This window comes from Collinsella aerofaciens (assembly GCF_019131995.1).
Classification (GTDB): domain Bacteria; phylum Actinomycetota; class Coriobacteriia; order Coriobacteriales; family Coriobacteriaceae; genus Collinsella; species Collinsella aerofaciens_S.
Genome location: NZ_JAHONA010000013.1, coordinates 1 through 24,332, shown reverse-complemented (window position 1 = coordinate 24,332; position 24,332 = coordinate 1). Strand labels below are relative to the sequence as shown.

Below are 24,332 nucleotides of genomic sequence, written 5' to 3'. Positions count from 1 at the left end.
CCGCATGGGGGATTGGAGCGTCTATGCCCACACCTTCCACTGCACGCATGCACGACTTCGAGGTCGTCTCGAACCAGGAGATCGCCGATGGCATCTTCTCGCTCGTCATCTCGGCCCCCAAGCTTGCAAGTGCGCTCAAGCCCGGCCAGTTTGTGAACATTGCCGTGCCCGGCGATGCGTCCTCGCTGCTTCGCGTGCCCTTGAGCTTCTATCGCGCTGACGCCGAGGCCGGTACCGTCGAGCTGTGGTACGCCGTCGTGGGTGACGACACCCGTCGTCTGTCGCAGATGGGTCCCGGCTCCAAGTCCAACCTGTTGGGCCCTGGCGGCCGCGGCTGGCTTGTTCCCGAGGGCACCAGGAAGGCGCTGCTCGTCGCCGGTGGCATCGGCGTTCCGCCTGTGCTGTGTCTTGCCGGTATGCTTGCCGAGCAGGGCGTGGATGTTGACGTGTGCCTGGGCTTTGGCACCGCTTCCAAGGCCGTGGGTGTCGATGAGTTCCGCGCGCTGGGCGCCACGGTCAACGTTTGCACCGACGACGGCTCGCTCGGCACGCACGGTTTTTGCACCGATCCTGCCGCCGAGCTGCTCGGCGAGGGCGGCTACGACTACGTCGCCAGCTGCGGCCCCGCTGTCATGATGAAGAAAGTCGCCGCCGCTGCCGCCGAGGCCGGTGCGTACTGCGAGGTGTCGCTTGAGCGCATGATGAGCTGTGGCTTTGGCGCCTGCAACACCTGCAATGTCGAGACGGTCGACGGTATGAAGGGTGCTTGCATGTGCGGCCCCGTGTTCGATGCTTCCAAGGTGGTGGTCTTCTAGTGGGTACCGTGAACATGGCCGTCGATTTCGGCGGCGTCAAGATGCAGAACCCCATCAACACCGCAGCCGGTACTTTTGGTTACGGTTGGCAGTTCCAGAACTTCTTTGATGTTTCCCAGCTGGGCGCCATCACCACCAAGGGTTGCGCTGCCGAGCCCTGGCCCGGCAACCCCGCGCCCCGCATGGCCGAGATCCCCGGCGGTATGATCAACTCCGTGGGCCTTCAGAACCCCGGCGTGGCCGCCTTTGCTCGCGAGTCCGGTCCGTGGCTCGAACAGCTGTCCAAGGACGGCTGCCAGGTCATCTGTCAGGTTGCCGGCCACTCCGTTGACGAGTTTGTCCGCGCGCTCGAGATGTATGTCGAACTGTGCCCCTGGGCTGCCGGCTACGAGATCAACGTGAGCTGCCCTAATATCGCCGCCGGCGGTGCCGCCATGGGCTCTACGCCCGAGGGCGCCTCATCCGTTATGGCTGCCTGCCGCAAGGTGACCGATAAGCCGCTGTTCGTGAAGATGGCGCCGGTCAACGTCGCCGAGATTGCCAAGGCCCTCGAGGCTGCCGGCGCCGACGGCCTTTCGGTCATCAACTCCATTCAGGGCATGGCCATCGACGTCCATACCCGCAAGTCCCGCGTGGCCAAGCCCAAGGGCGGCCTTTCGGGCCCGCTGTGCCACCACATCGCCGTGCGCATGGTCTGGGAGATTGCCCAGGCCGTCGATATCCCCATCAACGGCGTCGGCGGTGTCATGACCGGCGAGGATGCGGCCGAGTTTATCCTGGCCGGCGCCACCTGCGTGTCGGTCGGCATGGCCAACTTCGTCGATCCGTGCGCTTCGCTCAAGATCGCGCACGAGCTCGAGGCCTGGGCTGAGTCCCAAGGCGTGAAGGACATCAACGAACTGGTAGGTGCTTTCGAATGCTAGAGACCGATGCCCGCGACCGCGTAATCGTCGCTCTCGACTGCGACCGCGAGCGTGCGCTCGAGCTCGCCCACGAGCTTTCGGGCCATGCCGCCTGGCTTAAAGTTGGTATGACGCTCTATTACGCTGAGGGCCCCGAGATCGTCAAGACCTTTAAGGACCTGGGCTTTAAGGTTTTCCTTGACCTTAAGTTCCATGACATTCCGCATCAGGTTCGCGGTGCCGCCCGCTCGGCCTCGCTTGCCGGTGCCGACCTGCTCTCGGTTCACGGCTTGGGTTCGGGCGCCATGCTCGCTGCCTGCCGCGAGGGTGCCGAGGAAGCACGCGAGGACCGCGCCAAGCTCGTCGCCATCACCGTGCTCACGAGCATGAATCAGGATGCCTTGAGCGAGATTGGCGTCGAGTCGCCGGTGGCCGAGGAGGCCGCCCGCCTGGCAAAGCTCGCTCAGGCCAGTGGCATCGATGGCATCGTGTGCTCGCCGATGGAGGCTCACGACATGCGTGAGCTGCTGGGTCCTGATGCCCTGATCGTGACTCCGGGTGTGCGTCCGGTGGGCGCCGCCTTAGGCGACCAGTCCCGCGTGGCGACGCCTTCCCAGGCTATCGAGCGCGGCGCAAGCCACATTGTGGTGGGCCGTCCCATCACCGGCGCCGACGATCCGGTTGCCGCCTTTGACGCCATCGTCGCCGAGCTGGTCGAAAACGTCGCGTAAAAGATTCCCCTAAGTCACCACTTTTGGGTCTCATTAGCACAAAATAGCCCCTGTGCCTGCGTAAACTTTCCCATCCTTTGTGTGGAATCGCAGGTCAGGGGCTTAACTTTGGGCGCAGTATATTGCACTTTTTGCGGGTATCGTCTAACCTATGGAGTCGCGATTGGGCATTTTGCACGTTCTACGTGCTAAAATGCCAATTATTGAATCAGATATAACCCAACTATTTGGAGGTACGAATGGCACTCCCTCAGCTTACCGATGAGCAGCGCAAGCAGGCTCTTGAGAAGGCTGCTGCCGCACGTCACGCCCGCGCTGAGCTTCGCGAGCAGATCAAGAAGGGCGAGAAGTCCCTCGAGTCCGTGCTCAACTCCGATGACCCCATCGCTTCCCGCATGAAGGTTTCCACCCTCATCGAGTCTCTTCCTGGTTATGGTAAGGCCAAGGCCGCCAAGATCATGGAGGAGCTCGGTATCTCCGCTACCCGTCGCGTCCAGGGCCTCGGCGTCCGTCAGCGCGAGCAGCTCCTCGAGCAGCTGACCAAATAAGTGAGCGCTCAGGATTCCAAGCTCTTTGTGATTTCTGGACCGTCAGGCGCAGGCAAGGGTACGCTCGTCACTCGTGTGCGCGAGCGCCGCTCGAACCTGGGCCTGACGGTTTCGGCTACCACGCGAGCACCACGCAAAGGTGAGGTCGACGGCGTCAACTACTTTTTTCTGACGCGCGAGGAGTTCGACCGCCGCGTGGCAAACGGTGAGTTTGTTGAGTGGGCCGAGGTCCACGGTAACTGCTACGGCACGTTGGTGAGCGAGGTCACATCCAAGCTCGCCTCGGGCGCGTCTCTGATTTTGGAGATCGATGTCCAGGGCGCCCTGCAGGTGAAGGAGCGTTTCCCCGAGGCCGTGCTGATCTTTATCAAGCCACCTTCGCTTGAGGTGCTCCGCGAGCGTCTAGTCGGTCGCGGTACCGAGACGCCCGAGACGATTGAGCTGCGTATGGCAAACGCCGCCGATGAGCTTGCCCTTGCCGACCGCTACGACGACGTCGTGGTGAATGACGATCTCGACCGCGCGACCGATGAGCTCGTTCGCGTTCTCGATATGCATGAAAGGATCTGAGGTCCGTGTCCGTTGTAAAGCCTTGCATTGACGATCTTCTGGAGAAGACCGATCACAACCGCTTCCTGCTTGCTTCGCTTGCCTCCAAGCGCGCCTGCGACATTAACAGCATGCTGCGTGGCCAGCACAACCGCGTGCTTGCCGTCCAGGATGTCGATGACATCACCATCGGGCTTTCCGGTGCCGACACTATCTCGATGGCTATGGACGAGATTGTCGACGGTGACATCTCTTACGACGAGGCCCGTTACGAGAAGGCGCTCGGCCACAAGGTTGCTGAAGCCTAAATGGCGGCTCGCGTCTGCCTGGTCCACTATCACGAGGTTGGACTGAAGGGCAAGAACCGCGCACATTTTGAGCATATCCTCATGGATAACATCAAGGCGGCCTTGGCCGCCTTTTCCGTGAATGCCGTGTCTCGAATTTCCGGTTATATCCTCGTGACCTTTAACGAGCATCAGGCCGACGAGGCGGCGCGTGTCATTCGCACCGTTCCCGGCGTTGCCCGTGTGTCTTTGGCGTACCACACCAACCGCGACCCGCAGGAGTACTGCGCCGCCGCCGTGAAGGCGCTGCGCGAGTTTGGTTCCTTCGATTCGTTTAAGGTGCACGCCAAGCGCTCCAATACCGACTATGAGCTCACCTCGATTGACATCAATCGTCAGGTGGGCGAGGTGCTGTGTGAGGCCTTCCCCGATAAAAAGGTTCAAATGCACGACCCCGATGCGATGGTGCACGTACTGGTGGTCCAGGGTAGCGTTTATGTGTACGCGCGCTCCGAGCGCGGCGTGGGCGGTCTGCCGGTGGGTTCTGCCGGCAAGGTCGTGACGCTGCTGTCGTCGGGTATTGATTCTCCGGTGGCAACCTGGATGCTCGCGCGTCGCGGCGCGGTGTGCGTGCCGGTACATTTCTCAGGTCGTCCGCAGACGCCCGACACGAGCGAGTATTTGGTGCAGGACATCATCCGTGCGCTTGAGCCGGGTGTCCAGATCGGCCGCCTGTACGTGGTGCCGTTTGGCGACTGCCAGCGTGAGATTTCGGTCACCTGTCCCAGCAACCTGCGCGTGATCATGTATCGCCGCATTATGTATTCGGTTGCCGAGCGCATTGCGCACATCGAGGGTGCCAAGGCCATCGTTACGGGCGAATCGCTTGGGCAGGTTGCCTCCCAAACGCTTGAGAATATCATGGCCGTCAACGAGGCCGTGAAGATCCCCGTGTTCCGCCCTCTCATCGGTTCGGATAAGCAGGAGATCATCGCGCGCGCCGAGGAGATCGGTACGTTCGATATCTCCACTGAGGCCGCTCCCGACTGCTGCACGCTGTTTATGCCGCGCCGTCCCGAGACGCACGCTAAACTCGATGCCATGCATGAGGCCTGGGAGTTGTTCGATCACGAGGAGATGATCGAGCGCCTGCTCAAGCAGACCGAGTACATCGACTTTGAGAGCAACACGTATAAGGCCCCTAAGACCTTAAAACGCAAACATTCGGAGCTTGCTCCGCGTGAGATTTACCAAGATCACGAGTAAATTTGTGCATAGACCGACGATGCGTCTGCATCGTCGGTCTTTTGCTATCTGGGCATTTTGTGGCTAAGTGTTCATTTGCTGACGTGTGCCTGAATAAATGGACGGATTTGTGCAAGGTTTTGGTCGGCTTTTGGTTTGACCGCTAAAACCGGTTTTGGGGCGTGGCTGTTACAGGGCTCCTTTCCTGACACGATGGTGTTGGGAGGTTTTGCTATGGCGCAGCGCGAACAACACGAACGGGTCAAAAAGATGGACCGCTTGGCGGACAAGCTGCTCGGTCATAAGGCAGTGGTGATGGCGATATTGGTCGTCATTGCGATGTCGAGCGGCTTGGCGATGGCGAACCTTGGCGGCGGTGCCGGCGCCGTGTCGTTTGAGCGCACTGACGGTTCGGGCTCGTTGGTGGAGCCGGGATCCAGTGATGCCTCGAGCGGAAAGACATCCGAAGGTTCTTCGACTAAGGCTTCTGCCGCGGCAGAGGTCTATGTCGATGTCGATGGCGCCGTTGTGTCGCCCGGTGTATATCGTCTCAAGGACGGCGCGCGGGTGGCTCAGGCGATTGATGCCGCCGGCGGGCTGGCGCCCGAGGCAGACGTTACGGGGCTCAATCGGGCATCCAAGGTCGTCGATGGACAAAAAATCCACGTTCCAACGGAAGGGGAGCAGCAGGCGCCCATTGCGGAAGCCGATGTTGATGGTGGGGCTTCCGCGTCATCGGGCGTGAGTAGCGCAACAGGCCTAGTAAACATTAATACGGCAAGCTCGGCAGAGCTACAGACGCTTTCGGGCATCGGTCCCTCCATGGCCCGGTCGATTATCGACGAGCGGACAAAGAACGGTGCTTTTGCCTCGGTTGACGATCTGATGCGTGTGTCGGGAATCGGCGAGAAGAAGCTTGCCAAAATCAAAGATTGCATCTGCGTATGAGTGCGACCAAGCGCGAACATGTGATGCCTCCGCGGCCCCTGATGCCATGGACGATGGCCCTGTGTGCCGGCATGTGCATGAGCTGCGCCTTGGTGCTCAACGTGGCCGCTGATGCGCTGCTGAGGGAGCAGGCGTCGGCGGTCGGGCTGCTATGGGCCATTCCCGTTGCGGCGGCGGTATTCGTTGTGCTGGCTCAATCTTGTGCGTGGCTTGCCCCTTGGAAGTGGTGGCTGTATGCCGCGTCCGTCGGTCTCGTGGCGGGAGCGGTCGTCTCGGCGTGGTGGGCTGTGGGCACGCTAGGCGCCTCGAAGGCGCTCGACGGTCGAGCGGCAAGCAGCCTCGAGTTTGTCGTGCAGGGTGATCCATCCATAAACGACGACGTGTATTCCTATACCTGCGAGGCACGCGCGGACGGTAAGAACCTGGCAACGGTTCGCCTATCGTGTGACCGCGAGCTCAAGGTCGGGGCGCACGTGCGTGTTATCGGTCGCGTTTCACGTTTTGAGAACGATGCATATGGACGATCGCGCGTGCTCCGAGGCGAGGTGCGCAAGGTTCAAGCCGTTCGGATTGTGCCGGTCGATGAGGGCTCTCCGGGGCCGCTGCTTCGGCTGCGAAATGGGCTGCTTGCGTCCATTGCGCCTGCGACCGACTCGGCGCGTGCGCTCATAGCCGGTGTCGCCTGTGGTCGTTCGGCCGAGCTGCGCGCCCAGCCGGCGGGCGATTGGTTTTCGGTGACGGGGACGGCGCATCTTATCGCCGTCTCGGGCAGCCATTTGGCTATCGTGGGGTTTGTAATCGAGGGCGCATTGCAAAAGACTCGGTGCTCACGTGGTCTTCAGCGGGCGATATTGGCGATAACGCTTGTTGGCTACGCTGCCTTTACGGGCGCGTCTCCTTCGGCCGTGCGCGCGTGCTGCATGGTGTTCGCGACGCTTGTCGTAAACGGCGCGGGGCGTCGCCGGCACGGCGAATCGGCACTCTTCGTAACCATGTCCATCTTTGTGCTACTGCGGCCGACGGTGCTGTTCGAGATGGGCTTTCAGCTTTCATGTGCCAGCGTCTTAGCCATTCTGTGCTTTTGCCCCTATGCGACCTACGCTTTGGGTGAGCTGGGTGTGCCATCGGGCGTCGCCAGCATGCTTTCCGCCACGCTGTGCTCGCAATTGGCGACACTTCCCATTACCATTCCCGCCTTTGGTACGTTATCGCTCATTGCTCCGCTGGCAAATGCGGTCATCGGTCCGGTGGTGAGCGTACTGCTTGCTGTGTCGATTGTGCTGGTTCCCTTTTCGCTCGTGGCACCTTTGCGGACTTGGGCGCTCATTGTGCCCATGATTGCCGCCCGTTGCGCACTGTTCTTCGAGCAGCTGTTTGCCGCCGTGCCGGGTGCATCCGTGAGTTTGCCGCCCGATAGCATGTGGATTTACCTAGTGCCGTGTTTGCTGGCGGTTCTGCTGGTCTGGTGGCCGCGTCCCCGTGCACGTCCTATGGCGGTGGGGCTTGCATGCTTGGTACTCCTGGCTGCGATTCCGTACGTCTACTGGGATCGATTCGCTCCGCCTTCGGTGACGGTGCTCGATGTGGGCCAGGCCGATGCGATTCTTATCCGCCAGGGCGGCGCAGTAGCACTCGTCGACTGCGGGCTCGACGAGCGCATGGTGGCGGCGTTGGTTCGCAATAACGTGCGCCATATCGATGCCGTCTTTGTGACGCATTGGGATGAGGACCACTGGGGTGGTCTGCCTGCCGTGCTCGAACAGTTTTCGGTTGGAACGATTGCCGTGGCGGCGGATGCGCTGGAGGATGCTCCTGCCGAGGTATTGAACCGACCTGGCGTTGAGTATCGGCAGGTGCGCCGTGGGGATACGGTCGATATCGGCTCATTTTGCGCCCGCGTGATGTGGCCATTCGAGTCCGTGGATGGCGAGGGAAATGAGGACTCGCTTGTCCTGCTGCTCTCCTATGTTCAGGAAGGCAGGGGCCTGCGTATGCTCCTCACCGGTGATGCCGAGCTCGACCAAGAACGGGAATTCGTGCAGGAGGTGGGGGAAATCGATGTACTTAAACTTGGGCATCACGGCTCTAAGGTTTCAGTCGATGGTGAGTTGCTGGACGTCTTGAAGCCTGAGCTTTCCCTTGCGAGTGCGGGCGAGGGGAATCGATACGGCCATCCGTCCGATGCCTGCATCGATGCCGTTAAGGAAGCGGGCGGTGTGTTCGCGTGCACTATCGAACACGGCGACATTACCGTCACGCCAACTGCGAATGGCTTTGCGATGCGATGCCAGCGACCGTGACGACGTCGTTGGCGTGTGGTGGGCCCTTGGGCTAGAATCGCACGGAACGAATACGAAGGCCTGCGGGAGGGGAGCGCAATGTCCGAAACCAGTCTGTTGCCGGCATATCTGATCGTCGGTACCGACGGCGTCAAGCGCGATCACGCCGTCTCGCGTATGAAAGCGCGTCTGGAAAAGTCGGGTATGGTCGAGTTCAACCTCGACGAGCGCGATATGACCAAAGACCCCGATATCGAGTCGATTATCGGATCGCTCAACACCTTTCCCATGGGCAGCGAGTTTCGCCTGGTAATCCTTGACGGCTGCTCAAAACTCGCCAAAGCGATCTCCGAGCCGCTTGTCGACTATCTGGCGAGTCCCAGCCCCACGACGGTTTGTCTCATCATCGCCGACTCGCTTGCCAAGAACACGCGCCTGTATAAGGCGATCGCCAAGATCGACAAGAAGGCGGTGATCGATTGCTCCGGTACCAAGCGCTGGGAGCTACCGCGCCGCGTGCAGCAGATGGCGACGCAGCACGGCAAGTCGATCTCGACGGCGGCCGCCGAAGAGCTCGTTTCGCGCTCGGGCGAGAACACCCGCATGCTCGATAACGACTTGGCTAAGCTTGCCCAGATGGTCGAGGCGCCCCAGATTGAGCTTGCCGACGTTGAGCGCTGGATTGTACGTACGGCAGAGGTCCAACCCTGGGACTTTCTCAATGCGGTCTCGGCCCGTGACATGCGCCGCTCGCTCGAGCTCTTCAATCTACTGCCCGCCAAGAGCTACGTGTGGACTTACACATTGCTGTGCGGCCGCATTCGCGAGCTTATCGTCGCCAAGGCGCTCGATGCGCGCGGACAGGGTCGTGAGCTGGCCGCAACGCTCAAGCTCCAGTCCTGGCAGGTCAAGAATCACCTGACCTGGGCACGTCGCTTTTCGATGGCAGAGCTCGTCGCAGCGCTCGAGGGTGCGGTCGATGTGGAGCTCGCGCTCAAGGGTTCGGCCGATTCTCAGACCGCGCTTTTGCTCTGGATTACGAACATCTTGAGAAAATCGTGATGATACCTGCCTATTTGACAAATTCGTTCTATCCCTTTGAGGGGGAGCGTGCTATAGTAGGCGCTTGCATGACCTCACCGTGTCTCAGAGGTGTCATACATTTTTTGCAAGGAACTCGAAAGGAACTCCAGAAGTGGCAAACATCAAGTCTCAGAAGAAGCGTATCCGCACCAATGAGGCAGCTCGCATGCGTAACAAGGCTGTCAAGTCCGAGCTCAAGACGCTGACCAAGCACGTCCAGTCCGCCGTCGCCGAGGGCGACGCCGAGAAGGCCCAGGCTGCCCTCAAGACCGTCACCAAGCGTCTCGACATGGCTGCCGCCAAGCATGTTATCCACAAGAACCAGGCTTCCAACCGCAAGTCCGGTCTTGCCAAGCTCGTGAACAGCATCAACGCCTAAGTTGTAAATTTCACACCACACAGATTACGCGCATAAATGGAGCCTGTTTTATGGAACAGGCTCCATTTTTTGTATCGCTCGGGTAAGATAGTCCGCATGAATACTTCAAATGACATTTCCCACATCCGCAACTTCTCAATCGTTGCGCACATCGACCATGGCAAGTCCACGATCAGTGACCGTATCCTCGAACTCACCCATACAGTCGACGAACGCGACATGGAGTCGCAGCTGCTCGACACCATGGATATCGAGCGCGAGCGCGGCATCACGATCAAGTCCAATGCCGTTCGCGTGTCCTATGACGCCGACGATGGCGAGACGTATCAGTTCAATCTGATCGATACGCCGGGCCACGTGGACTTTACCTATGAGGTCTCGCGCTCGCTGGCAGCCTGTGAGGGCGCGGTGCTCGTTGTCGACGCCACGCAGGGCGTTGAGGCGCAGACCGTTTCTAACGCGACGCTCGCCATGAACGCCAATCTGGACATTGTGCCGGCCATCAACAAGATTGACCTGCCCTCGGCTCATCCCGACGAGGTTAAGACCGAGATCGAGGATGACCTGGCGATCCCTGCCGATGATGCCGTGTGTGTCTCGGGCAAGACCGGCGAGGGCATCCACGATCTGCTGGAGTCCATTGTCTTTTTGATCTCTCCGCCCAAGGGCGATGCGAACGCGCCGCTCAAGGCGCTCATCCTGGATTCGTACTTCGACGAGTATCGTGGCGTCGTCGCCACGGTGCGCATCTTTGACGGCTCCATCAAAAAGGGCGATACCCTGCGCATGATGCAGGCAAAGGGCGACTTTTTGGTCGATGGTGTGGGCGTCAAGCGTCCCGCCGAGACCCCGGTCGACGCGCTGACGGTCGGCGAGGTGGGCTACGTGGTCACGGGCCTGAAGGACCCCGAGGCCGTTCACGTGGGCGATACCCTCACGTGGGCGTCGAATCCCTGCCTCGAGCCGCTTCCCGGCTACCGCGAGGCTAAGCCCATGGTCTATACGGGCCTGTTCCCGATCGATAACAAGGACTACGAGAACCTGCGTGACGCGCTCGATAAGCTGCACGTCAACGACCCGTCGTTGGTGTGGGAGCCCGAGACCTCGGTGGCGCTCGGCTTTGGCTTCCGCGTGGGCTTCTTGGGCCTGCTGCATATGGAGGTCGTCAAGGAGCGCTTGGAGCGCGAGTTCAATCTTGACCTCATTGCCACGAGCCCCTCGGTGGACTATCACGTCTACAAGACTGACGGCGAGATGATTGATGTCCGCAGCCCGCAGGATCTGCCCGAGGCTACGCGCATCGAGCGCATTGAGGAGCCCTACCTCAAGGCAAAGATCATCTGCCCGCCCGAGTATACGGGTGCCGTCATGCAGCTCGCTATCGAGCACCGCGGCGTTACGACCGACATGATCCATCTCACGAGCAAGTCGGTCGAGATGCGCTTTGATATGCCGCTCGCCGAGCTCATTTTGGACTTCTTTGACCAGCTCAAGAGCCGTACCAAGGGCTATGCCTCGCTCGACTACGAGTTCAACGAGTACCGTCCCTCCGAGCTCGTGAAGCTCGATATCTTGCTTTCGGGTGATGAGGTGGACGCGCTGTCGTTTATCGTCCATAAGGACAAGGCCTATGGCCTGGCCCGTGGTCTGTGCGACAAACTTAAGGAGATCATCCCGCGTCAGCTGTTCGAGGTGCCCATCCAGGGTGCTATCGGCAACAAGATCATCGCCCGCTCCACCGTCAAGGCGCGTCGCAAGGACGTGCTTGCTAAGTGCTACGGCGGCGATATTTCGCGTAAGCGTAAGCTGCTCGAGAAGCAGAAAGAGGGCAAGAAACGCATGAAGGCCATCGGCTCGGTCGAGGTCCCGCAGGAAGCCTTTATGGCGATCCTCAAGGTGGACGAGTAGGTCTATGGCGCTTTCTGAATACAGCAAGCGGCTGCTGGGCGCCTATGCCGAGCAGCCGTTCCTTATGGCTCCCATGGCGGGCGTGACCGACCCTGCCTACCGCATCATGTGTCGTCGCCGCGGTGCCAACCTTGCCTACAGCGAGATGGTGAGCGTGGCGGGCCTTGCCTATGCCAGCAACAAGACCTGGCGCCTGGTGCTACCGGCCGACGAGGAGCAGCAGATTTGCGTGCAGCTCTTTGGCTCCAAGCCCGATCAGTTTGCGAGTGCCGTCGCTGCTGTCGAGGAACGCGTGGGCGATCGCCTGTCATTGATTGATATCAACATGGCTTGTCCGGCGCGCAAGGTCGTTACCAAGGGCGAGGGCTCGGCGCTTATGCGCACGCCCGATCTGGCCGAGAAGATCGTCGAGGCGGCGGTGGGCGCGGCACATGTGCCCGTGACTGTAAAGATCCGCAAGGGCTTTTATGCCGAGGACCGTAATGCCGCGACGTTTGCCCAGATGCTCGAAGGCGCCGGTGCCGCCGCAGTCGCCGTGCACGGTCGTTGTGCCACGCAGCTCTATACGGGCCAGGCCGATTGGTCTGTCGTCGATGAGGTTGCCGACGCTGTCGAGATTCCCGTGATTGGTTCGGGTGATGTGTTCTCGGCCGAGGACGCTGCTGAGCATCTGCAAGGCTCGGGTGCCAGCGCGGTGTTTATCGCGCGCGGCATCTACGGCAATCCGTGGGTGTTCGGTGATGCTCGCGCCCTTGCGCTCGATGGCACGCCGGTTCCTTCTCGCTCCTCGGTCGAGCGCCTGGAGGCTCTGCGTGAGCACCTGACGTTGACGCACGAGCTTCTGCCGCTTATGTCGCGCGCCCGTACGTACGCGAGCTGGTATCTAAAGGGCATGCCCCATGCCGCCGCCTGGCGCGCTCAGGTGGTGCGCTGCTCCACGTACGAGGAGTTTATGGCACTGGTCGATGATATCGAGCGCGATGTGGTGGCCTGCGAGGCTGCCCTTGCCGCCGGCGAATCGGTGCCCCCTCATCCGCTGGAGGCTTAAGGGTGGCCGTTACCGCGCTGTACGTGCACGTGCCGTTTTGCGCCCAAAAGTGCCGGTACTGCGACTTTGACTCGCGCAGTTTTTCTCCGTGCGACCTGAGTGCTGCGCTCGATGTCTATTTTGAGCAGTTGTTCGCGCGCCTCGATGCTTTTGGCAAGGCTGGGGCCCTTGACCATATCCGCACCGTCTATGTTGGCGGCGGTACGCCGTCGCTGGCGGGGGAGCGCCTGGTGGAGCTGGCGCGGCGTATTCGTGCGTGGTGCGCCCCCGTTGAGTTTACCTGCGAGGCCAATCCCGAGTCGCTGACCGCCGAGCTTGCCACTGCGCTTGCCAAGGTTGGTGTCACACGCGTCTCTCTGGGCGTGCAAACGCTCGATAACACCGAACTTACCGCCATCGGCCGTATTCACGATGCCGATCGGGCGTTTGCCGCCATCGCGACGGTCAAGAACTCTGGGCTTGACGTGTCGTGCGACCTTATGTGCGGACTTCCCGGGCAGACCGCAGCGAGTTGGAAGCGCACGCTCGATGGCGTGCTGGCGGCGGCTCCGCATCATGTGTCGGTCTACCCGCTCACGCTTGAGGAGGGGACTCCCCTTTATCGCATGGCGTGCCGCGACGAGTCGGTCGAGCCCGACGAGGATTTTCAAGCTTCGTGCATGGATGTGGCGCGTGAGCGTCTGGGTGCGGCCGGCTATCACCCGTATGAGGTGGCAAGCTATGCGCTCGACGGACATGAGTGCGCCCATAACATTGCCTACTGGACCGGCCAGGGCTATTTGGGCCTGGGTCGTTCCGCCGCGGGCATGCTCGACGCCGAGGATTTCGACCGTCTTGCAGGTTTGTTCCCCGGCGTGTCTTCTCGAGGCGATTCGTACCGCGTGCGTCTGGTGCAACGTGACGATGACGCGACGGCGTTTGAGGCCGAATATCTGTCGCAGCGTGAGGCTGCGGCTGAAGACCTGATGCTGTCTTGTCGCATGACGGGCGGTGTTGCGTCCGACCTGTTGGTTCGTGCAGCTTGCGTCATCCCGGCCGATGAGCTGGCAGCTGCCTGCGATCGCGCGCTCGAATTGGGTCTTGCCACTTGGGTGCCCGAGACGCTCGGGGTCCATGAGGGACCTTTCACTTCGGCAGATGTCGTCGCGGGCTATGTTCGAGCTCGTCTGGCGCCGACGCACTTGGGCTGGCTCGATGGAAATGTTCTGTTCGAGCTGTTTTGGGATCTAGCTTAGGCCGCTCGTGTAGAATTACCGGAATATATACGCTGCTGTGAGCAGGAGGTTGCCGCGCATGGCGACGATGAACGAAAAAGATTACTACGAGATTCTGGGTGTCTCCAAGGACGCCACCTCGCGTGATATTCAAAAGGCCTTTCAGCAAAAGGCCCGCAAGCTCCATCCGGACGTCAACAAAGAGCCGGATGCCGAGGAAAAGTTTAAAGAGGTTTCCGAGGCCTACGCCGTGCTTTCGGATGAGCAAAAACGTGCGCGCTTCGACGCCATGCGCTCGGGCAATCCCTTTGCCGGTGCTCCTACGGCTTCGCCCTATGGTGGCGGCTACGCCGGCAACACAGGCTATGGCAATCCCTTTGAGGGCGGTTTTCCCTTTGGCGGCGCTTGGGGCCAGCAGCGTCGTGGGCAGGCTGCTTACAATCCCGAGAACGGCGCCAATGTGGTCGTCGATATCAAACTCGACGCCAAGGAGGCCAAGGGCGGTGCCCGCAAGACCGTCCGCTATACGCGCTTCGATACCTGTGGTCACTGCGGTGGTTCGGGCTCTGTTTCGTCCGAGCATGCACATACCTGTCCGAGCTGCGGCGGTCGCGGTCACATCGATGTCGACCTGTCCTTTCTGTTTGGTGCCGGCACGTTCCAGTCGGTCTGCCCTGAGTGCGGTGGCTCCGGTAAGGTCGTCGCCGACCCCTGTCCCGATTGCGGCGGCAGCGGGCGGACCCGTGTGACCTCCGAGCAGACGATTGAGTTTCCCGCCGGCACGCACGATGGCGACGAGGTCCGTATTGGCGGCATGGGTCACGCCGGCACCAACGGCGCCTCTGGCGGTGATCTGGTCGGTCGCGCCCATGTTGAGGCCGAGCGCCTGGAAGGCAAGGCCCGTACCGGTTTTTACCTGATGGGCATCGTGGCGCCGTTTTTGGTGCTCTCGGCCATCTCGGGCGTGTTCTCGGCCTTTGCCGTGATGTGCTTTATTCCGTTTGCCATGGGCCTGTTCATGGTGCTCTCGGACGGCGTGCTGCACCGCAGCCTGCTGTGGTGGAAGCGCGGCGCGATGCAGTTTGCCAACGGTTTTGCCAACGGATTTATGTTTGCGCTCGTGTCGGTTTGGTTTGCGAGCTGCTCGCAACGTGCCATGCTTTCACCCTACGCAATGCAATAACATCAAACCCTCTGTTTGCGGCCGGCCCAGCTTGGGTATAGGACGCACTGTGACAATAATGAAAGTCGGAAGGATTCGGTCGTGTCGGAAAATAGGGATTACTACGAGGTGCTTGGCGTCGACAAGGATGCCGACGCGCGGACGATTAAGCGCGCGTTTCTAAAGAAGGCCCGTACCGTACACCCGGACGTTTCGGACGACCCCGAGGCCGAGGCCAAGTTCAAAGAGCTCAACGAGGCATATTCCGTTCTTTCCGATGAGCAGAAGCGTGCTAACTACGACCGTTACGGCATTGCCGACGGCCCTGGTGGTTCGGGCTACGTCGACATTAACGATATCTTTGGCGGCATGGGCATGGACGACCTCTTCTCGTCGTTCTTTGGCGGCGGTGCCGGCGGTGGCGCCCGAAATCGCCGTGAGCGTCGTCGCGGCCGCGACATGGCCATCTCCCTTTCGGTGACGCTCGAGGAGGCGGCACTCGGGTGCAAAAAGACGATCAGCTATGACCGCCTTGCTCCCTGTGAGGATTGCAATGGCACCGGTAGGGCCGAGGGCGCGCAGGAAAAGCAGTGCAGCCGCTGCCACGGCACGGGCTATGTCACGACGGTCCAGCGTTCGTTCCTGGGCCAGGTTCAGTCCTCTTCGCCTTGTCCCGACTGCCACGGCGAGGGCACGGTCATCGATCATCCCTGCGAGACCTGCGACGGTCAGGGCCGCACGCCTTCGCATGAAAAGATCGACATCGATATCCCCGCCGGCGTTTCGACCGGTCGCCAGCTGCGCGTGAGCGGCTTTGGCGAGGCTGGCCTTCGCGGCGAGCCCTCGGGCGACCTGATCGTCAACGTGCGCGTCGCCGACCACGAGCGTTTTAAGCGCAACGGTGACGACCTGTACCTCGTGAGCGATATTTCGATTGCGCAGGCAGCGCTCGGCTGCGAGATCGAGGTCGAGGGCATTATGCCCGATGAGGTCGTCAAGGTGACGGTCCCTGCTGGTACACAGTACGGCGACACCGTGAGCGTCAATAATTACGGCATGCCGCGCATTGGCGGTGGCGGTTCGCGTGGTCGCCTGATCGTGCAACTGCGCGTGGTCGTTCCCACCAATCTTTCCAATAAGCAACACGAGCTGCTCCGTGCTTTTGCCGATGAGATGGGCGATGACGTCGCTTCCGGTAAGAAGTCGGTGACCGACCGTATCAAGAGTGCCCTCGACGATATCCTCGATTAAGGAGCCCGCGTGCTCGCACCCCATATTTCCGTCGTCAACCTCGGCTGCCGCGTCAACCGGGTTGAGTCTGACCGTATCACTGCCGATCTTATGCGCCTGGGCTTTGCTATTGTGGATCCCCAGGATGCCGATCTGATCGTCATTAACACCTGTGCCGTTACGGGCGAGGCCGAGGCCAAGACCCGCAAGGCCGTCCGTCACGCCCTGGCCTATCCCGGCGAGCCTTACGTGGTCGTAACCGGCTGCGTCGTCAACCTGCATCCCGAGGAGCTGCTGGAGCTTTCCGATCGCGTGATCGCCGAACCGTCCAAGATTGACGTCGCCGAGCGCGTCTGCGAGGTGCTGGGCGTCGAATCCGATAGCGTGCCCGCCTGCAGCGATGGCGACGTGGTCGATGCGCTCGGTCGTTCGCGGCTGGGCGTGAAGATCCAGGATGGCTGCAACCACCGCTGTACCTATTGCATCGTGTGGAAGGCCCGCGGCCCCGAGCGTTCCGTGCCCGTTGAGTCCGTGCTCGAACAGGTGCGTGAAGCTCAGGAGGCCGGCGTGCCCGAGGTCGTGCTGACCGGCGTGAATCTGGGTGCCTATGACGGCAAGAGCGCGACCGACGAACATGTCGAGATCGATGAGCTGCTCCAGGCCATTATGGAGCGCACCGAGATCGCCCACGTGCGTATCTCCTCGGTGGAACCCATGGATATTTCCGAGCGCTTGCTCAAGGTGATGGCTCGCTATCCGAAGCGTATCGCGCCGTTTTTGCACCTTCCCGTGCAGTCTGGCTGCACGGCGACGCTGCATCGCATGGGTCGTCCCTATAGTGCCGAGGCCTTTGAGGATACGGTGCGCATGATTCGCGCTAACCTGCCACAAGCGTCTCTTTCGTGTGATGTCATCGTCGGTTTTCCTGGCGAGACGGACGAGGAGTTCGAGGAGTCGCTGGCGCTGTGCCGTCGCGTGGGCTTTTCGCGCATGCATGTGTTCCGCTATAGCAAGCGCCCCGGCACCCTCGCCGCCGACATGCCCGACCAGGTACCGCCCGAGATTATGGCCGAGCGCAGCCGTCGCATGCGCGCGACGGCTCAGGAGCTCGCGGTTGCCGATGCCCGCCGTCGCGTGGGCACCGTCGAGCGCGCCGTGCTTGAGTACGGTGACAATTTGACGCTCGGCTCGTTCCATCATGCCCGTCTTGATGATACCTGTGGACTCACAGCCCCGTGCCTGCTCGATGTTGCTATCATCGGAGTCGATGATTCCGGCTTGGTCCATGCACGCAGGGAGGTTCATGGAAGCCTCGAAGATTAGACTTACCGTTCCCGAGGGTATCGACCCCTCGCGCGTTTTGGGCGCCGGCGACGGCGTCCTTCGTGCACTCGAGAACTTGGTGCGCGCCCATGTGGTTGCCCGCGGTGACAGCGTTGCCGTGAGCGGCGATCCGGACGAGGTTGAGCTGGTCGCGCGTTTTTTCGAACATGCCTTTCGTGAGGCTGCTGCGGGGCGCACGCTTTCTGCCGATGATGTCTCGCGCTGTCTGGCCGTTCTGCGCGACGGCGAGCATGATGCCTCATCGCTGCGCGATGACGTGCTGCTATCGTATCGCGGTCGCGTCATCCGCCCCAAGACGCTCGGCCAAAAGCGCTATGTGGATGCCATCCGCTCTTCTACCATCACGTTTGGCCTCGGTCCCGCCGGTACCGGTAAAACCTATCTGGCTATGGCGCTCGCCGTCGCCGCGCTCAAGCGCCATGAGGTAGGCCGCCTGATCCTGACGCGCCCGGTTGTCGAGGCGGGGGAGAACCTGGGCTTTTTGCCCGGCACCCTCGAGGAAAAGATCGATCCGTATATGCGCCCGCTCTATGATGCTCTCTTTGACATGATGGATCGCGAACGCACCGATGAGCTTATGGAGCGTGGTGTGATCGAGATCGCACCGCTCGCCTACATGCGCGGTCGAACGCTAAGTGATGCCTTTGTGGTGCTCGATGAGGCACAAAACACGACGCCCGAGCAGATGAAGATGTTCCTGACGCGCCTGGGTTTTAATTCCAAGTTCGTGATTACCGGCGACCTGAGCCAGCGTGACCTGGTAGGTCGTCGCGGCGGTCTTGCCGACGTTGAGAAGATTTTGGGCCGTGTCGACGATGTGACGTTTTCTCACCTGGAGCGCGCCGATGTGGTGCGCCATGCCCTGGTGGGCCGTATCGTTGAGGCCTATGATGCATACGACGATGCGCGCGAGCAGCGCGCACACGATCGAAAGGAGTCCCGTTGAGTGTATTGATCAGCAACGATGCCGAGCTCGATACGCTGCTCGATGCCCAGGAGGTGGAGCACATCTGCGGAGTTGTGCTTGCCGCCGAGGGTGTTGAGCGTGAGGTCGAGATTTCCCTTTCGTATGTCGATGAGGACGAGATGCACGAGCTCAACCACGAGTGGCGCGGTATCGACCGCACCACCGATGTCCTCTCGTTTGAATGCGACTCGGCCTTTGACGAGGACATTCCCGCCGACGAGACGCTCGAGCTCGGTGATATTATCCTGGCTCCGCAGGTTATTGCCCGTCAGGCCCCTGGCTTTGGCAATAGTCCTGCCGACGAGTGTCGCCTGATGCTCGTGCATGGCATGCTGCACCTGCTGGGGTATGACCATATCGAGGACGACGAGGCCGAGGTCATGGAGGCACGCGAGGACGCCATCCTGCGCGATTTGGCGCTCGAGCGCGGCGAGGACCCCAAGCTCGTCCACGTCGGCCCCATCACCAACCACGCCCACGACTAGGAGCCGTCTATGATTCCCGGATCGAACAAGGACCATCCCTCCTTTTTAAAGTCGTTCTCATACGCGATGGAGGGCTTCGTCACCGCCGTCAAGACCGAGCGTAATATCAAGGTCATGCTCGTGGCGGGTGTGTGTACCGTCATTGCCGGCTGCATCGTGGGGCTTGATATTGCCGAGTGGGCTACGGTCATCATCTGCTGCGGCCTGGTGATTCACGGCGAGTTGTGCAATACCGCCATGGAGGCGATTGTCGACCTGGCGACCCAGGAGCTGCATCCGCTGGCCAAGCGCGCGAAGGATATCGCCGCTGCCTCTGTATACGTTCTTTCCATTACCGCCGCGATCGTGGGCTTGCTTGTCTTTGCCCACGCGCTCGACTTTATTTAGAAAGGGATTCCCATGTCCGACAATATGCAGCCTACCGGTGAAGTTTTGGATGACGAGGTCCTGGACGAGGCTGAAGGTGCCGATTCGTTTGACGAGGTCGAGGAGTTCGATCCGTTTGAGGGCATGAGCGACGAGGAACTCGATGCTCTGTGCGACGAGGATGAGGGCCTCGCGGGCTTTGGCGACGTGGAACCCGGTTTCCGCAGCGGCTTTGTGGCCCTGGTCGGTCGCCCCAACGCCGGCAAGTCCACGCTGCTCAACGCCTGTTACGGCAAGAAGGTCGCCATCACCTCTCCGGTGGCCCAGACGACCCGCCGCCGTATGCGCGCCGTCGTCAACCGCCCCGGTTATCAGCTGGTTTTTGTCGATACCCCGGGTATTCATAAGCCCAAGGATGGCTTAGGTTCCGAGCTCAACAAGAGCGCGTTGTTCGAACTGAACGATGTCGATGTCGTCGCGTTTCTGATCGACGCCACCAAACCCATCGGCAGGGGAGACGCCTGGGTTGCCGAGCGCGTCAAGAACGCTCGTTCCAAAAAGGTCCTGGTGCTTACCAAGGCCGATGAGGCCGATCCCGCCCAGGTTATGGAGCAGCTCAAGGCCGCTCACGAGCTTATGGAATACGACGATGAGATCGTGACGTCGTCAGTCAAGAACTTCAACGTCGATGCGTTTATCGAGACCGTCGCTCGCTTCTTGCCCGAGGGCCCGCGTTGGTTCCCCGAGGACATGGGCACCGACGCGTCCGACGAGACCCTCGTGGCTGAGTTTGTGCGCGAGAAGGTCCTGCGTCGCACCCGCGACGAGATCCCTCACTCCGTGGGCGTCATCTGTGACGCGCTCGAGCAGACTAAGAAGGTCCTGCGCGTGCACGCCACGATTTACGTCGAGCGCGAGGGGCAGAAGGGCATCATCATCGGCAAGGGCGGCGAGATGATCAAGCATATCGGCATCGATGCCCGTCGTGACCTTGAGCGCATCTTTGGCACTCAGGTCTTTTTGGAGCTCGACGTAAAGGTCAAGGCCGGCTGGCGCGATGACGAGGCGCAAATCCGCCGCTTTGGCTATAATGCCGAAGATTAAGCCTCGGCGTTCATGGCAGGCTCTCGCACATATCGCACAAAGGTGCTCGTCCTCGACAAGACGAAGCTCAAGGAAACCGACCTGATCTTGACGATGCTCGACGAACGGGGACGGCAGGTGCGTGCCGTGGCTAAGGGCGCACGTAAGCCCGGCGGTCGCCTTGCGGCCCGCTGCGAGCTCTTCTGCACCGTTGATATGCTGTTGGCGCATGGTCGCTCGCTCGACGTGGTTTCTCAGGCGGAGCTTATGGAGGCGCCGCTCGGTGCCTCTCCTGACTACGAGACGACCTGTGCCGCCAGCGCGATTGCCGAGGTTGCGCATGTGTGCTCGTTCGAGGATGCCGAGGATCCATTTACCTTTGCCATCACGCAGCGGGCGCTCACGCTTATCGGCAGCGGGCTCGACTCGGCACATATGGACCTGCTCGTGGCGGCTTTTGTCTTTAAGCTGCTGTCGCACGTTGGCTATCGACCCGATTTCTCGGCATGCGTCTCGTGCGGCGATCCCATGTTGTCGTATTTTTCGCCCCAGGCGGGCGGGCTTCTGTGCGGGTCGTGCGCCTCGAGCGTGCCTGGCGCCGAGTTGGTATCAGTCGGCGAGGTCGCATGGCTGCGCGCTCTGATGTCCATGACGTTCGATGCCCTTATGGACGAGCGGATCGATCCGCATACGGCTGCTTTTTTGCTGGGGCTTTCGCATGTTTGGGCCGCCACGCACACCGACCAGCGGCTCCGTGCGATGGAATTCATGTTGGGTCGGTGATGATGCGCAGGCGCACGCCGCTTGTGGTAACATACCGACTTGTTGGTACCTCGACCTTGGATGCCCGCTCCACCGGCGGCTTCCCAGTCCGAGGCGAATAGAGTCGCCCGCGGGCGACGCGAAACGAAAGGTGAAACAATGACTGTTTCCAAAGAGCGCAAGGCGGAGCTGACCGCCCAGTTCGGTAACTCCCCGGTCGATACCGGTAACCCCAAGGTTCAGGTCGCCATCCTGTCCGAGCGCATCAAGGAGCTGACCGAGCACATGAAGTCCCACCAGAAGGACTTCCACACCCGTCGTGGCCTGCTCATGCTCGTTGGCCGTCGTCGTCGTCTTCTCTCCTACATCAAGAAGAACGACATCGTCGAGTACCGTGAGCTCATCAAGGCTCTGGGCATCCGCGACAACATCCAGTAAGGATTTGTACATGCTAAGAGCGTCCTGCGCAGCGGGGCGCTCTTTTTGTGTAAGGGCGTGAACAATCACGCTCTACAGCGTGGCGGGGGCAGGGGGCCCGCGTCACATGAGAAGCCCGCAGGCAAGGGGCCTGTGGGGTAAAGGAGAACAATGACACTCGTATCCAAGACCTTTGAGCTGTACGGCAAGACCTACACCTTTGAGTCCGGCGAGCTTGCCAAGCAGGCCACCGGCGCTTGTCTGGTCAAGCAGGGTGACACCACGATGCTCGATACCGTGGTCGTCTCCAAGGAGCGCAAGAATTACGATTTCTTCCCGCTGACTGTCGACTTCAACGAGAAGATGTACGCTGCCGGCCGTATCCCGGGTGGTTACCTCAAGCGTGAGGGCCGTCCCAGCGAGAAGGCCACGCTCACGGCTCGTATGATCGACCGCCCGATCCGCCCGAGCTTCCCGGACGGCTTCCGCAACGAGGTGCATATCGTCGCCACCTCGCTCGTCGCCGACCAGGTCAACCCCTTCGACGTCATCAATGTCATGGGTGCCTCTTTGGCTATGACGCTCGGCGGCGTGCCCTTCGAGGGCCCGCTTGCCTGCGTGCGCATCGGCCGCAACGTGGAGACCGGCGAGTTTATCGTCAACCCCACCTATGAGGAGCGCGAGAGCTCCGACCTGGACCTGGAGCTGGGCGGCTCTGCCGACTTCATCTCGATGGTCGAGGCCGGCGCCGAGGAGATCTCCGAGGACGACATGCTCGCCGCTATGAAGTTTGGTCAGGAGGCCCTCGCTGCCTTCTGCCAGGCCCAAGACGAGTTTGTCGCCGAGTGGGAGCAGGTCAACGGCGCTATCGTCAAGAAGGAGTACCCGCTCGACCAGCCCGTCGAGGAGGTCCAGGAGCGCATCTTCGCCCACTACGACGAGATGGCCGCTGCCCTGCGCGACGCCGACAAGCTTTCCCGCATCGGCAAGGTCGAGGCTCTGAAGGAGTCCATCCGCGCCGAGTTCTCCGACGAGGAGCAGGCCGCATGGGAGCGCGAGATCCCCGTGGCGCTCAAGAAGCTCGAGAAGAAGGCCATGCGCACCATGGTCGTCGAGACCGGCGAGCGCGTCGACGGTCGTGCCGCCGACGAGATCCGTCCCATCATGGTGAAGGACAACTACCTGCCGCTCGTTCACGGCTCCGGCCTGTTCCAGCGTGGTCAGACCCAGGTGCTCTCCGTGCTTTCGCTTGGCATGCTCAACGAGGGCCAGCGTCTGGATACCATCGAGCCCACCGAGGGCAAGCGCTATATGCACCACTACAACTTCCCGCCGTTCTGCACCGGCGAGACCGGCCGCATGGGCAGTCCCAAGCGCCGCGAGATTGGTCACGGCAACCTGGCCGAGCGCGCTCTGCTCCCGGTGCTCCCCGACGAGAACGAGTTCCCCTACGCCATCCGCGTGGTCTCCGAGGTCATGGAGTCCAACGGCTCCTCTTCGATGGCTTCGACCTGCGGCTCCACGCTCGCCCTTATGGACGGCGGCGTGCCCATTAAGCGCCCGGTCTCCGGCATCGCCATGGGCCTGATCCAGGAGGAGGGCAAGACCGTGGTCCTGTCCGACATTCAGGGTCTCGAGGACTTCCTGGGCGACATGGACTTTAAGGTCACCGGCACCACCGAGGGCATCACCGCCCTGCAGATGGACAACAAGGCCACCGGCCTCACCTTCGACATCCTGGCCCGCGCCCTGCAGCAGGCCAAGGAGGGCCGCGCCTTCATCCTGCAGAAGATGCTCGATGTGATCCCTGAGCCGCGCCACACCACGCGCAGCACCGCCCCGCGCATCGTCTCCATCCAGGTTCCGACCGACAAGATCCGCGACGTCATCGGCTCTGGCGGCAAGGTCATCCGCGGCATCCAGGACGAGACCGGCGCTTCGGTCGACATCCAGGAGGACGGCACCGTCTTTGTCGGCGGCACCGGCGAGTCCGTCGATCAGGCCGTCGAGCGCATCAAGCTCATCATCAAGGTTCCCGAGCCGGGCGAGGAGTACACCGGTCGCGTGGTCTCCATCCAGCCGTTCGGCGCCTTCGTGAACCTGCTGCCCGGTAAGGACGGCCTGCTGCATATCTCCCGCGTCGCCAAGGGTCGTGTGGAGAAGGTCGAGGACGTCCTCAACGTTGGCGACGAGGTCAAGGTCGTCGTGATCGAGGTCGACGATCGCGGCAAGATCTCGCTCGATCGTCTCGACAAGCCCGAGGCCCCGGCTCGCGCCGAGGGTGCCTCCGAGGGCGACGGCGAGCACTTCCAGCGCCGTGAGCGTCCGCGTCGCGAGCGCTCCGAGCGCAGCGACCGTCCGCGCCGTCCCGGCGACAACGGAGGCCGCAAGCCCCGCCGTCACCACGACGCCGAGTAATAGCTACACATAAGCAGCTCAACAAGGGCGACTCCGTACAGGGGTCGCCCTTTTGCTTGTGAACTGCGCCCCAAATCTTGGACGCCCTAAATAGCGACTAGGCCGCGAGGGCCTGATTCCGGTACTCCTCCGGGGTCAGGCCCTTCAATCTTACCTGCCTCC

At 61.3% G+C, this 24,332-nt stretch carries 25 protein-coding genes; 24 read left to right on the top strand and 1 reads right to left on the bottom strand.

What is annotated here, in order from left to right; genetic code table 11:
- Positions 1-47: 47 nt before the first annotated feature.
- The 24 genes from KSY82_RS05715 (at position 48) to KSY82_RS05600 (ending at position 24,170) form a co-directional block, all read left to right on the top strand.
- Positions 48-815: a dihydroorotate dehydrogenase electron transfer subunit gene (locus KSY82_RS05715; protein WP_217750526.1), complete on the top strand. Its 768-nt coding sequence runs from the start codon at positions 48-50 to the stop codon at positions 813-815.
- A gap of 14 nt (positions 816-829) precedes the next feature.
- Entirely contained in the window at positions 830-1,738 is a 909-nt protein-coding gene (locus tag KSY82_RS05710; RefSeq protein ID WP_217750525.1) for a dihydroorotate dehydrogenase, read from the top strand.
- Positions 1,732-2,448, top strand: coding sequence for an orotidine-5'-phosphate decarboxylase (gene pyrF, locus KSY82_RS05705; RefSeq protein ID WP_006236129.1), 717 nt, complete (start codon positions 1,732-1,734; stop codon positions 2,446-2,448). The genes KSY82_RS05710 and pyrF overlap by 7 nt, the downstream gene beginning before the upstream one ends.
- 239 nt (positions 2,449-2,687) lie before the next feature.
- On the top strand, positions 2,688-2,996 hold the full coding sequence (mihF, locus tag KSY82_RS05700) for an integration host factor, actinobacterial type (protein WP_006236130.1): 309 nt from the start codon (positions 2,688-2,690) through the stop codon (positions 2,994-2,996).
- Complete coding sequence (gene gmk / locus KSY82_RS05695; protein ID WP_006236131.1) at positions 2,997-3,566, top strand: guanylate kinase; 570 nt, start codon at positions 2,997-2,999, stop codon at positions 3,564-3,566.
- A gap of 5 nt (positions 3,567-3,571) precedes the next feature.
- On the top strand, positions 3,572-3,853 hold the full coding sequence (locus KSY82_RS05690; protein ID WP_035138532.1) for a DNA-directed RNA polymerase subunit omega: 282 nt from the start codon (positions 3,572-3,574) through the stop codon (positions 3,851-3,853).
- Positions 3,854-5,098: a tRNA uracil 4-sulfurtransferase ThiI gene (thiI, locus tag KSY82_RS05685; protein WP_217750513.1), complete on the top strand. Its 1,245-nt coding sequence runs from the start codon at positions 3,854-3,856 to the stop codon at positions 5,096-5,098.
- Positions 5,099-5,311: 213 nt separating this feature from the next.
- A complete protein-coding gene (locus KSY82_RS05680; RefSeq protein WP_175406047.1) occupies positions 5,312-6,025 on the top strand; it encodes a helix-hairpin-helix domain-containing protein in 714 nt (237 codons plus the stop codon).
- Positions 6,022-8,325, top strand: a complete 2,304-nt coding sequence (locus KSY82_RS05675) for a DNA internalization-related competence protein ComEC/Rec2 (RefSeq protein ID WP_217750512.1) — start codon at positions 6,022-6,024, stop codon at positions 8,323-8,325. Before KSY82_RS05680 ends, KSY82_RS05675 begins: the two co-directional genes overlap by 4 nt.
- Before the next feature lie 78 nt (positions 8,326-8,403).
- Entirely contained in the window at positions 8,404-9,366 is a 963-nt protein-coding gene (gene holA, locus KSY82_RS05670) for a DNA polymerase III subunit delta (RefSeq protein ID WP_138112654.1), read from the top strand.
- A 133-nt stretch (positions 9,367-9,499) separates the two neighbouring features.
- Positions 9,500-9,766 carry a 30S ribosomal protein S20 gene (gene rpsT, locus KSY82_RS05665; RefSeq protein ID WP_022094714.1) on the top strand — a complete coding sequence of 89 codons (267 nt, stop codon included), beginning with the start codon at positions 9,500-9,502 and terminating at the stop codon, positions 9,764-9,766.
- 96 nt (positions 9,767-9,862) lie between these two features.
- Positions 9,863-11,674, top strand: a complete 1,812-nt coding sequence (gene lepA / locus KSY82_RS05660; RefSeq protein WP_217750511.1) for a translation elongation factor 4 — start codon at positions 9,863-9,865, stop codon at positions 11,672-11,674.
- Positions 11,675-11,678: 4 nt separating this feature from the next.
- Entirely contained in the window at positions 11,679-12,722 is a 1,044-nt protein-coding gene (gene dusB / locus KSY82_RS05655; RefSeq protein WP_055285151.1) for a tRNA dihydrouridine synthase DusB, read from the top strand.
- A gap of 2 nt (positions 12,723-12,724) precedes the next feature.
- Complete coding sequence (gene hemW, locus KSY82_RS05650; RefSeq protein ID WP_055285152.1) at positions 12,725-13,957, top strand: radical SAM family heme chaperone HemW; 1,233 nt, start codon at positions 12,725-12,727, stop codon at positions 13,955-13,957.
- Positions 13,958-14,015: 58 nt separating this feature from the next.
- Complete coding sequence (locus tag KSY82_RS05645) at positions 14,016-15,119, top strand: DnaJ domain-containing protein (protein ID WP_217750510.1); 1,104 nt, start codon at positions 14,016-14,018, stop codon at positions 15,117-15,119.
- Between the two features lie 81 nt (positions 15,120-15,200).
- Positions 15,201-16,349, top strand: a complete 1,149-nt coding sequence (dnaJ, locus tag KSY82_RS05640; protein ID WP_035138517.1) for a molecular chaperone DnaJ — start codon at positions 15,201-15,203, stop codon at positions 16,347-16,349.
- 9 nt (positions 16,350-16,358) lie between these two features.
- Positions 16,359-17,651 carry a MiaB/RimO family radical SAM methylthiotransferase gene (locus KSY82_RS05635; protein ID WP_217750509.1) on the top strand — a complete coding sequence of 431 codons (1,293 nt, stop codon included), beginning with the start codon at positions 16,359-16,361 and terminating at the stop codon, positions 17,649-17,651.
- On the top strand, positions 17,632-18,618 hold the full coding sequence (locus KSY82_RS05630; protein ID WP_217750508.1) for a PhoH family protein: 987 nt from the start codon (positions 17,632-17,634) through the stop codon (positions 18,616-18,618). The genes KSY82_RS05635 and KSY82_RS05630 overlap by 20 nt, the downstream gene beginning before the upstream one ends.
- Positions 18,615-19,124 (top strand): rRNA maturation RNase YbeY, encoded by a 510-nt coding sequence (gene ybeY, locus KSY82_RS05625; protein WP_022094707.1) that lies wholly within the window; start codon positions 18,615-18,617, stop codon positions 19,122-19,124. Before KSY82_RS05630 ends, ybeY begins: the two co-directional genes overlap by 4 nt.
- Positions 19,125-19,133: 9 nt before the next feature.
- Positions 19,134-19,511: a diacylglycerol kinase family protein gene (locus KSY82_RS05620; RefSeq protein WP_022094706.1), complete on the top strand. Its 378-nt coding sequence runs from the start codon at positions 19,134-19,136 to the stop codon at positions 19,509-19,511.
- Between the two features lie 12 nt (positions 19,512-19,523).
- On the top strand, positions 19,524-20,594 hold the full coding sequence (gene era, locus KSY82_RS05615) for a GTPase Era (RefSeq protein ID WP_217750507.1): 1,071 nt from the start codon (positions 19,524-19,526) through the stop codon (positions 20,592-20,594).
- A gap of 12 nt (positions 20,595-20,606) precedes the next feature.
- The gene (gene recO / locus KSY82_RS05610) at positions 20,607-21,356 is read left to right on the top strand and encodes a DNA repair protein RecO (RefSeq protein WP_217750506.1); all 750 of its coding nucleotides are present in this window, start codon (positions 20,607-20,609) and stop codon (positions 21,354-21,356) included.
- Between the two features lie 138 nt (positions 21,357-21,494).
- A complete protein-coding gene (gene rpsO, locus KSY82_RS05605; RefSeq protein ID WP_006235963.1) occupies positions 21,495-21,773 on the top strand; it encodes a 30S ribosomal protein S15 in 279 nt (92 codons plus the stop codon).
- A gap of 150 nt (positions 21,774-21,923) precedes the next feature.
- Positions 21,924-24,170, top strand: a complete 2,247-nt coding sequence (locus KSY82_RS05600) for a polyribonucleotide nucleotidyltransferase (RefSeq protein ID WP_217750505.1) — start codon at positions 21,924-21,926, stop codon at positions 24,168-24,170.
- 97 nt (positions 24,171-24,267) lie between these two features.
- Here the strand turns inward: KSY82_RS05600 and KSY82_RS10545 are convergent.
- Positions 24,268-24,332 (bottom strand): IS3 family transposase (locus tag KSY82_RS10545; protein WP_368042025.1); only part of this gene is annotated, 65 nt, incomplete at its 5' end.

Coding starts and splice junctions, on each gene's coding strand:
- KSY82_RS05715 (WP_217750526.1), top strand. CDS start 48: ATGCACGACTTCGAGGTCGTCTCGAACCAGGAGATCGCCGATGGCATC.
- KSY82_RS05710 (WP_217750525.1), top strand. CDS start 830: ATGGCCGTCGATTTCGGCGGCGTCAAGATGCAGAACCCCATCAACACC.
- pyrF (WP_006236129.1), top strand. CDS start 1,732: ATGCTAGAGACCGATGCCCGCGACCGCGTAATCGTCGCTCTCGACTGC.
- mihF (WP_006236130.1), top strand. CDS start 2,688: ATGGCACTCCCTCAGCTTACCGATGAGCAGCGCAAGCAGGCTCTTGAG.
- thiI (WP_217750513.1), top strand. CDS start 3,854: ATGGCGGCTCGCGTCTGCCTGGTCCACTATCACGAGGTTGGACTGAAG.
- KSY82_RS05680 (WP_175406047.1), top strand. CDS start 5,312: ATGGCGCAGCGCGAACAACACGAACGGGTCAAAAAGATGGACCGCTTG.
- KSY82_RS05675 (WP_217750512.1), top strand. CDS start 6,022: ATGAGTGCGACCAAGCGCGAACATGTGATGCCTCCGCGGCCCCTGATG.
- holA (WP_138112654.1), top strand. CDS start 8,404: ATGTCCGAAACCAGTCTGTTGCCGGCATATCTGATCGTCGGTACCGAC.
- lepA (WP_217750511.1), top strand. CDS start 9,863: ATGAATACTTCAAATGACATTTCCCACATCCGCAACTTCTCAATCGTT.
- dusB (WP_055285151.1), top strand. CDS start 11,679: ATGGCGCTTTCTGAATACAGCAAGCGGCTGCTGGGCGCCTATGCCGAG.
- KSY82_RS05645 (WP_217750510.1), top strand. CDS start 14,016: ATGGCGACGATGAACGAAAAAGATTACTACGAGATTCTGGGTGTCTCC.
- KSY82_RS05630 (WP_217750508.1), top strand. CDS start 17,632: ATGGAAGCCTCGAAGATTAGACTTACCGTTCCCGAGGGTATCGACCCC.
- KSY82_RS05620 (WP_022094706.1), top strand. CDS start 19,134: ATGATTCCCGGATCGAACAAGGACCATCCCTCCTTTTTAAAGTCGTTC.
- era (WP_217750507.1), top strand. CDS start 19,524: ATGTCCGACAATATGCAGCCTACCGGTGAAGTTTTGGATGACGAGGTC.
- recO (WP_217750506.1), top strand. CDS start 20,607: ATGGCAGGCTCTCGCACATATCGCACAAAGGTGCTCGTCCTCGACAAG.
- rpsO (WP_006235963.1), top strand. CDS start 21,495: ATGACTGTTTCCAAAGAGCGCAAGGCGGAGCTGACCGCCCAGTTCGGT.
- KSY82_RS05600 (WP_217750505.1), top strand. CDS start 21,924: ATGACACTCGTATCCAAGACCTTTGAGCTGTACGGCAAGACCTACACC.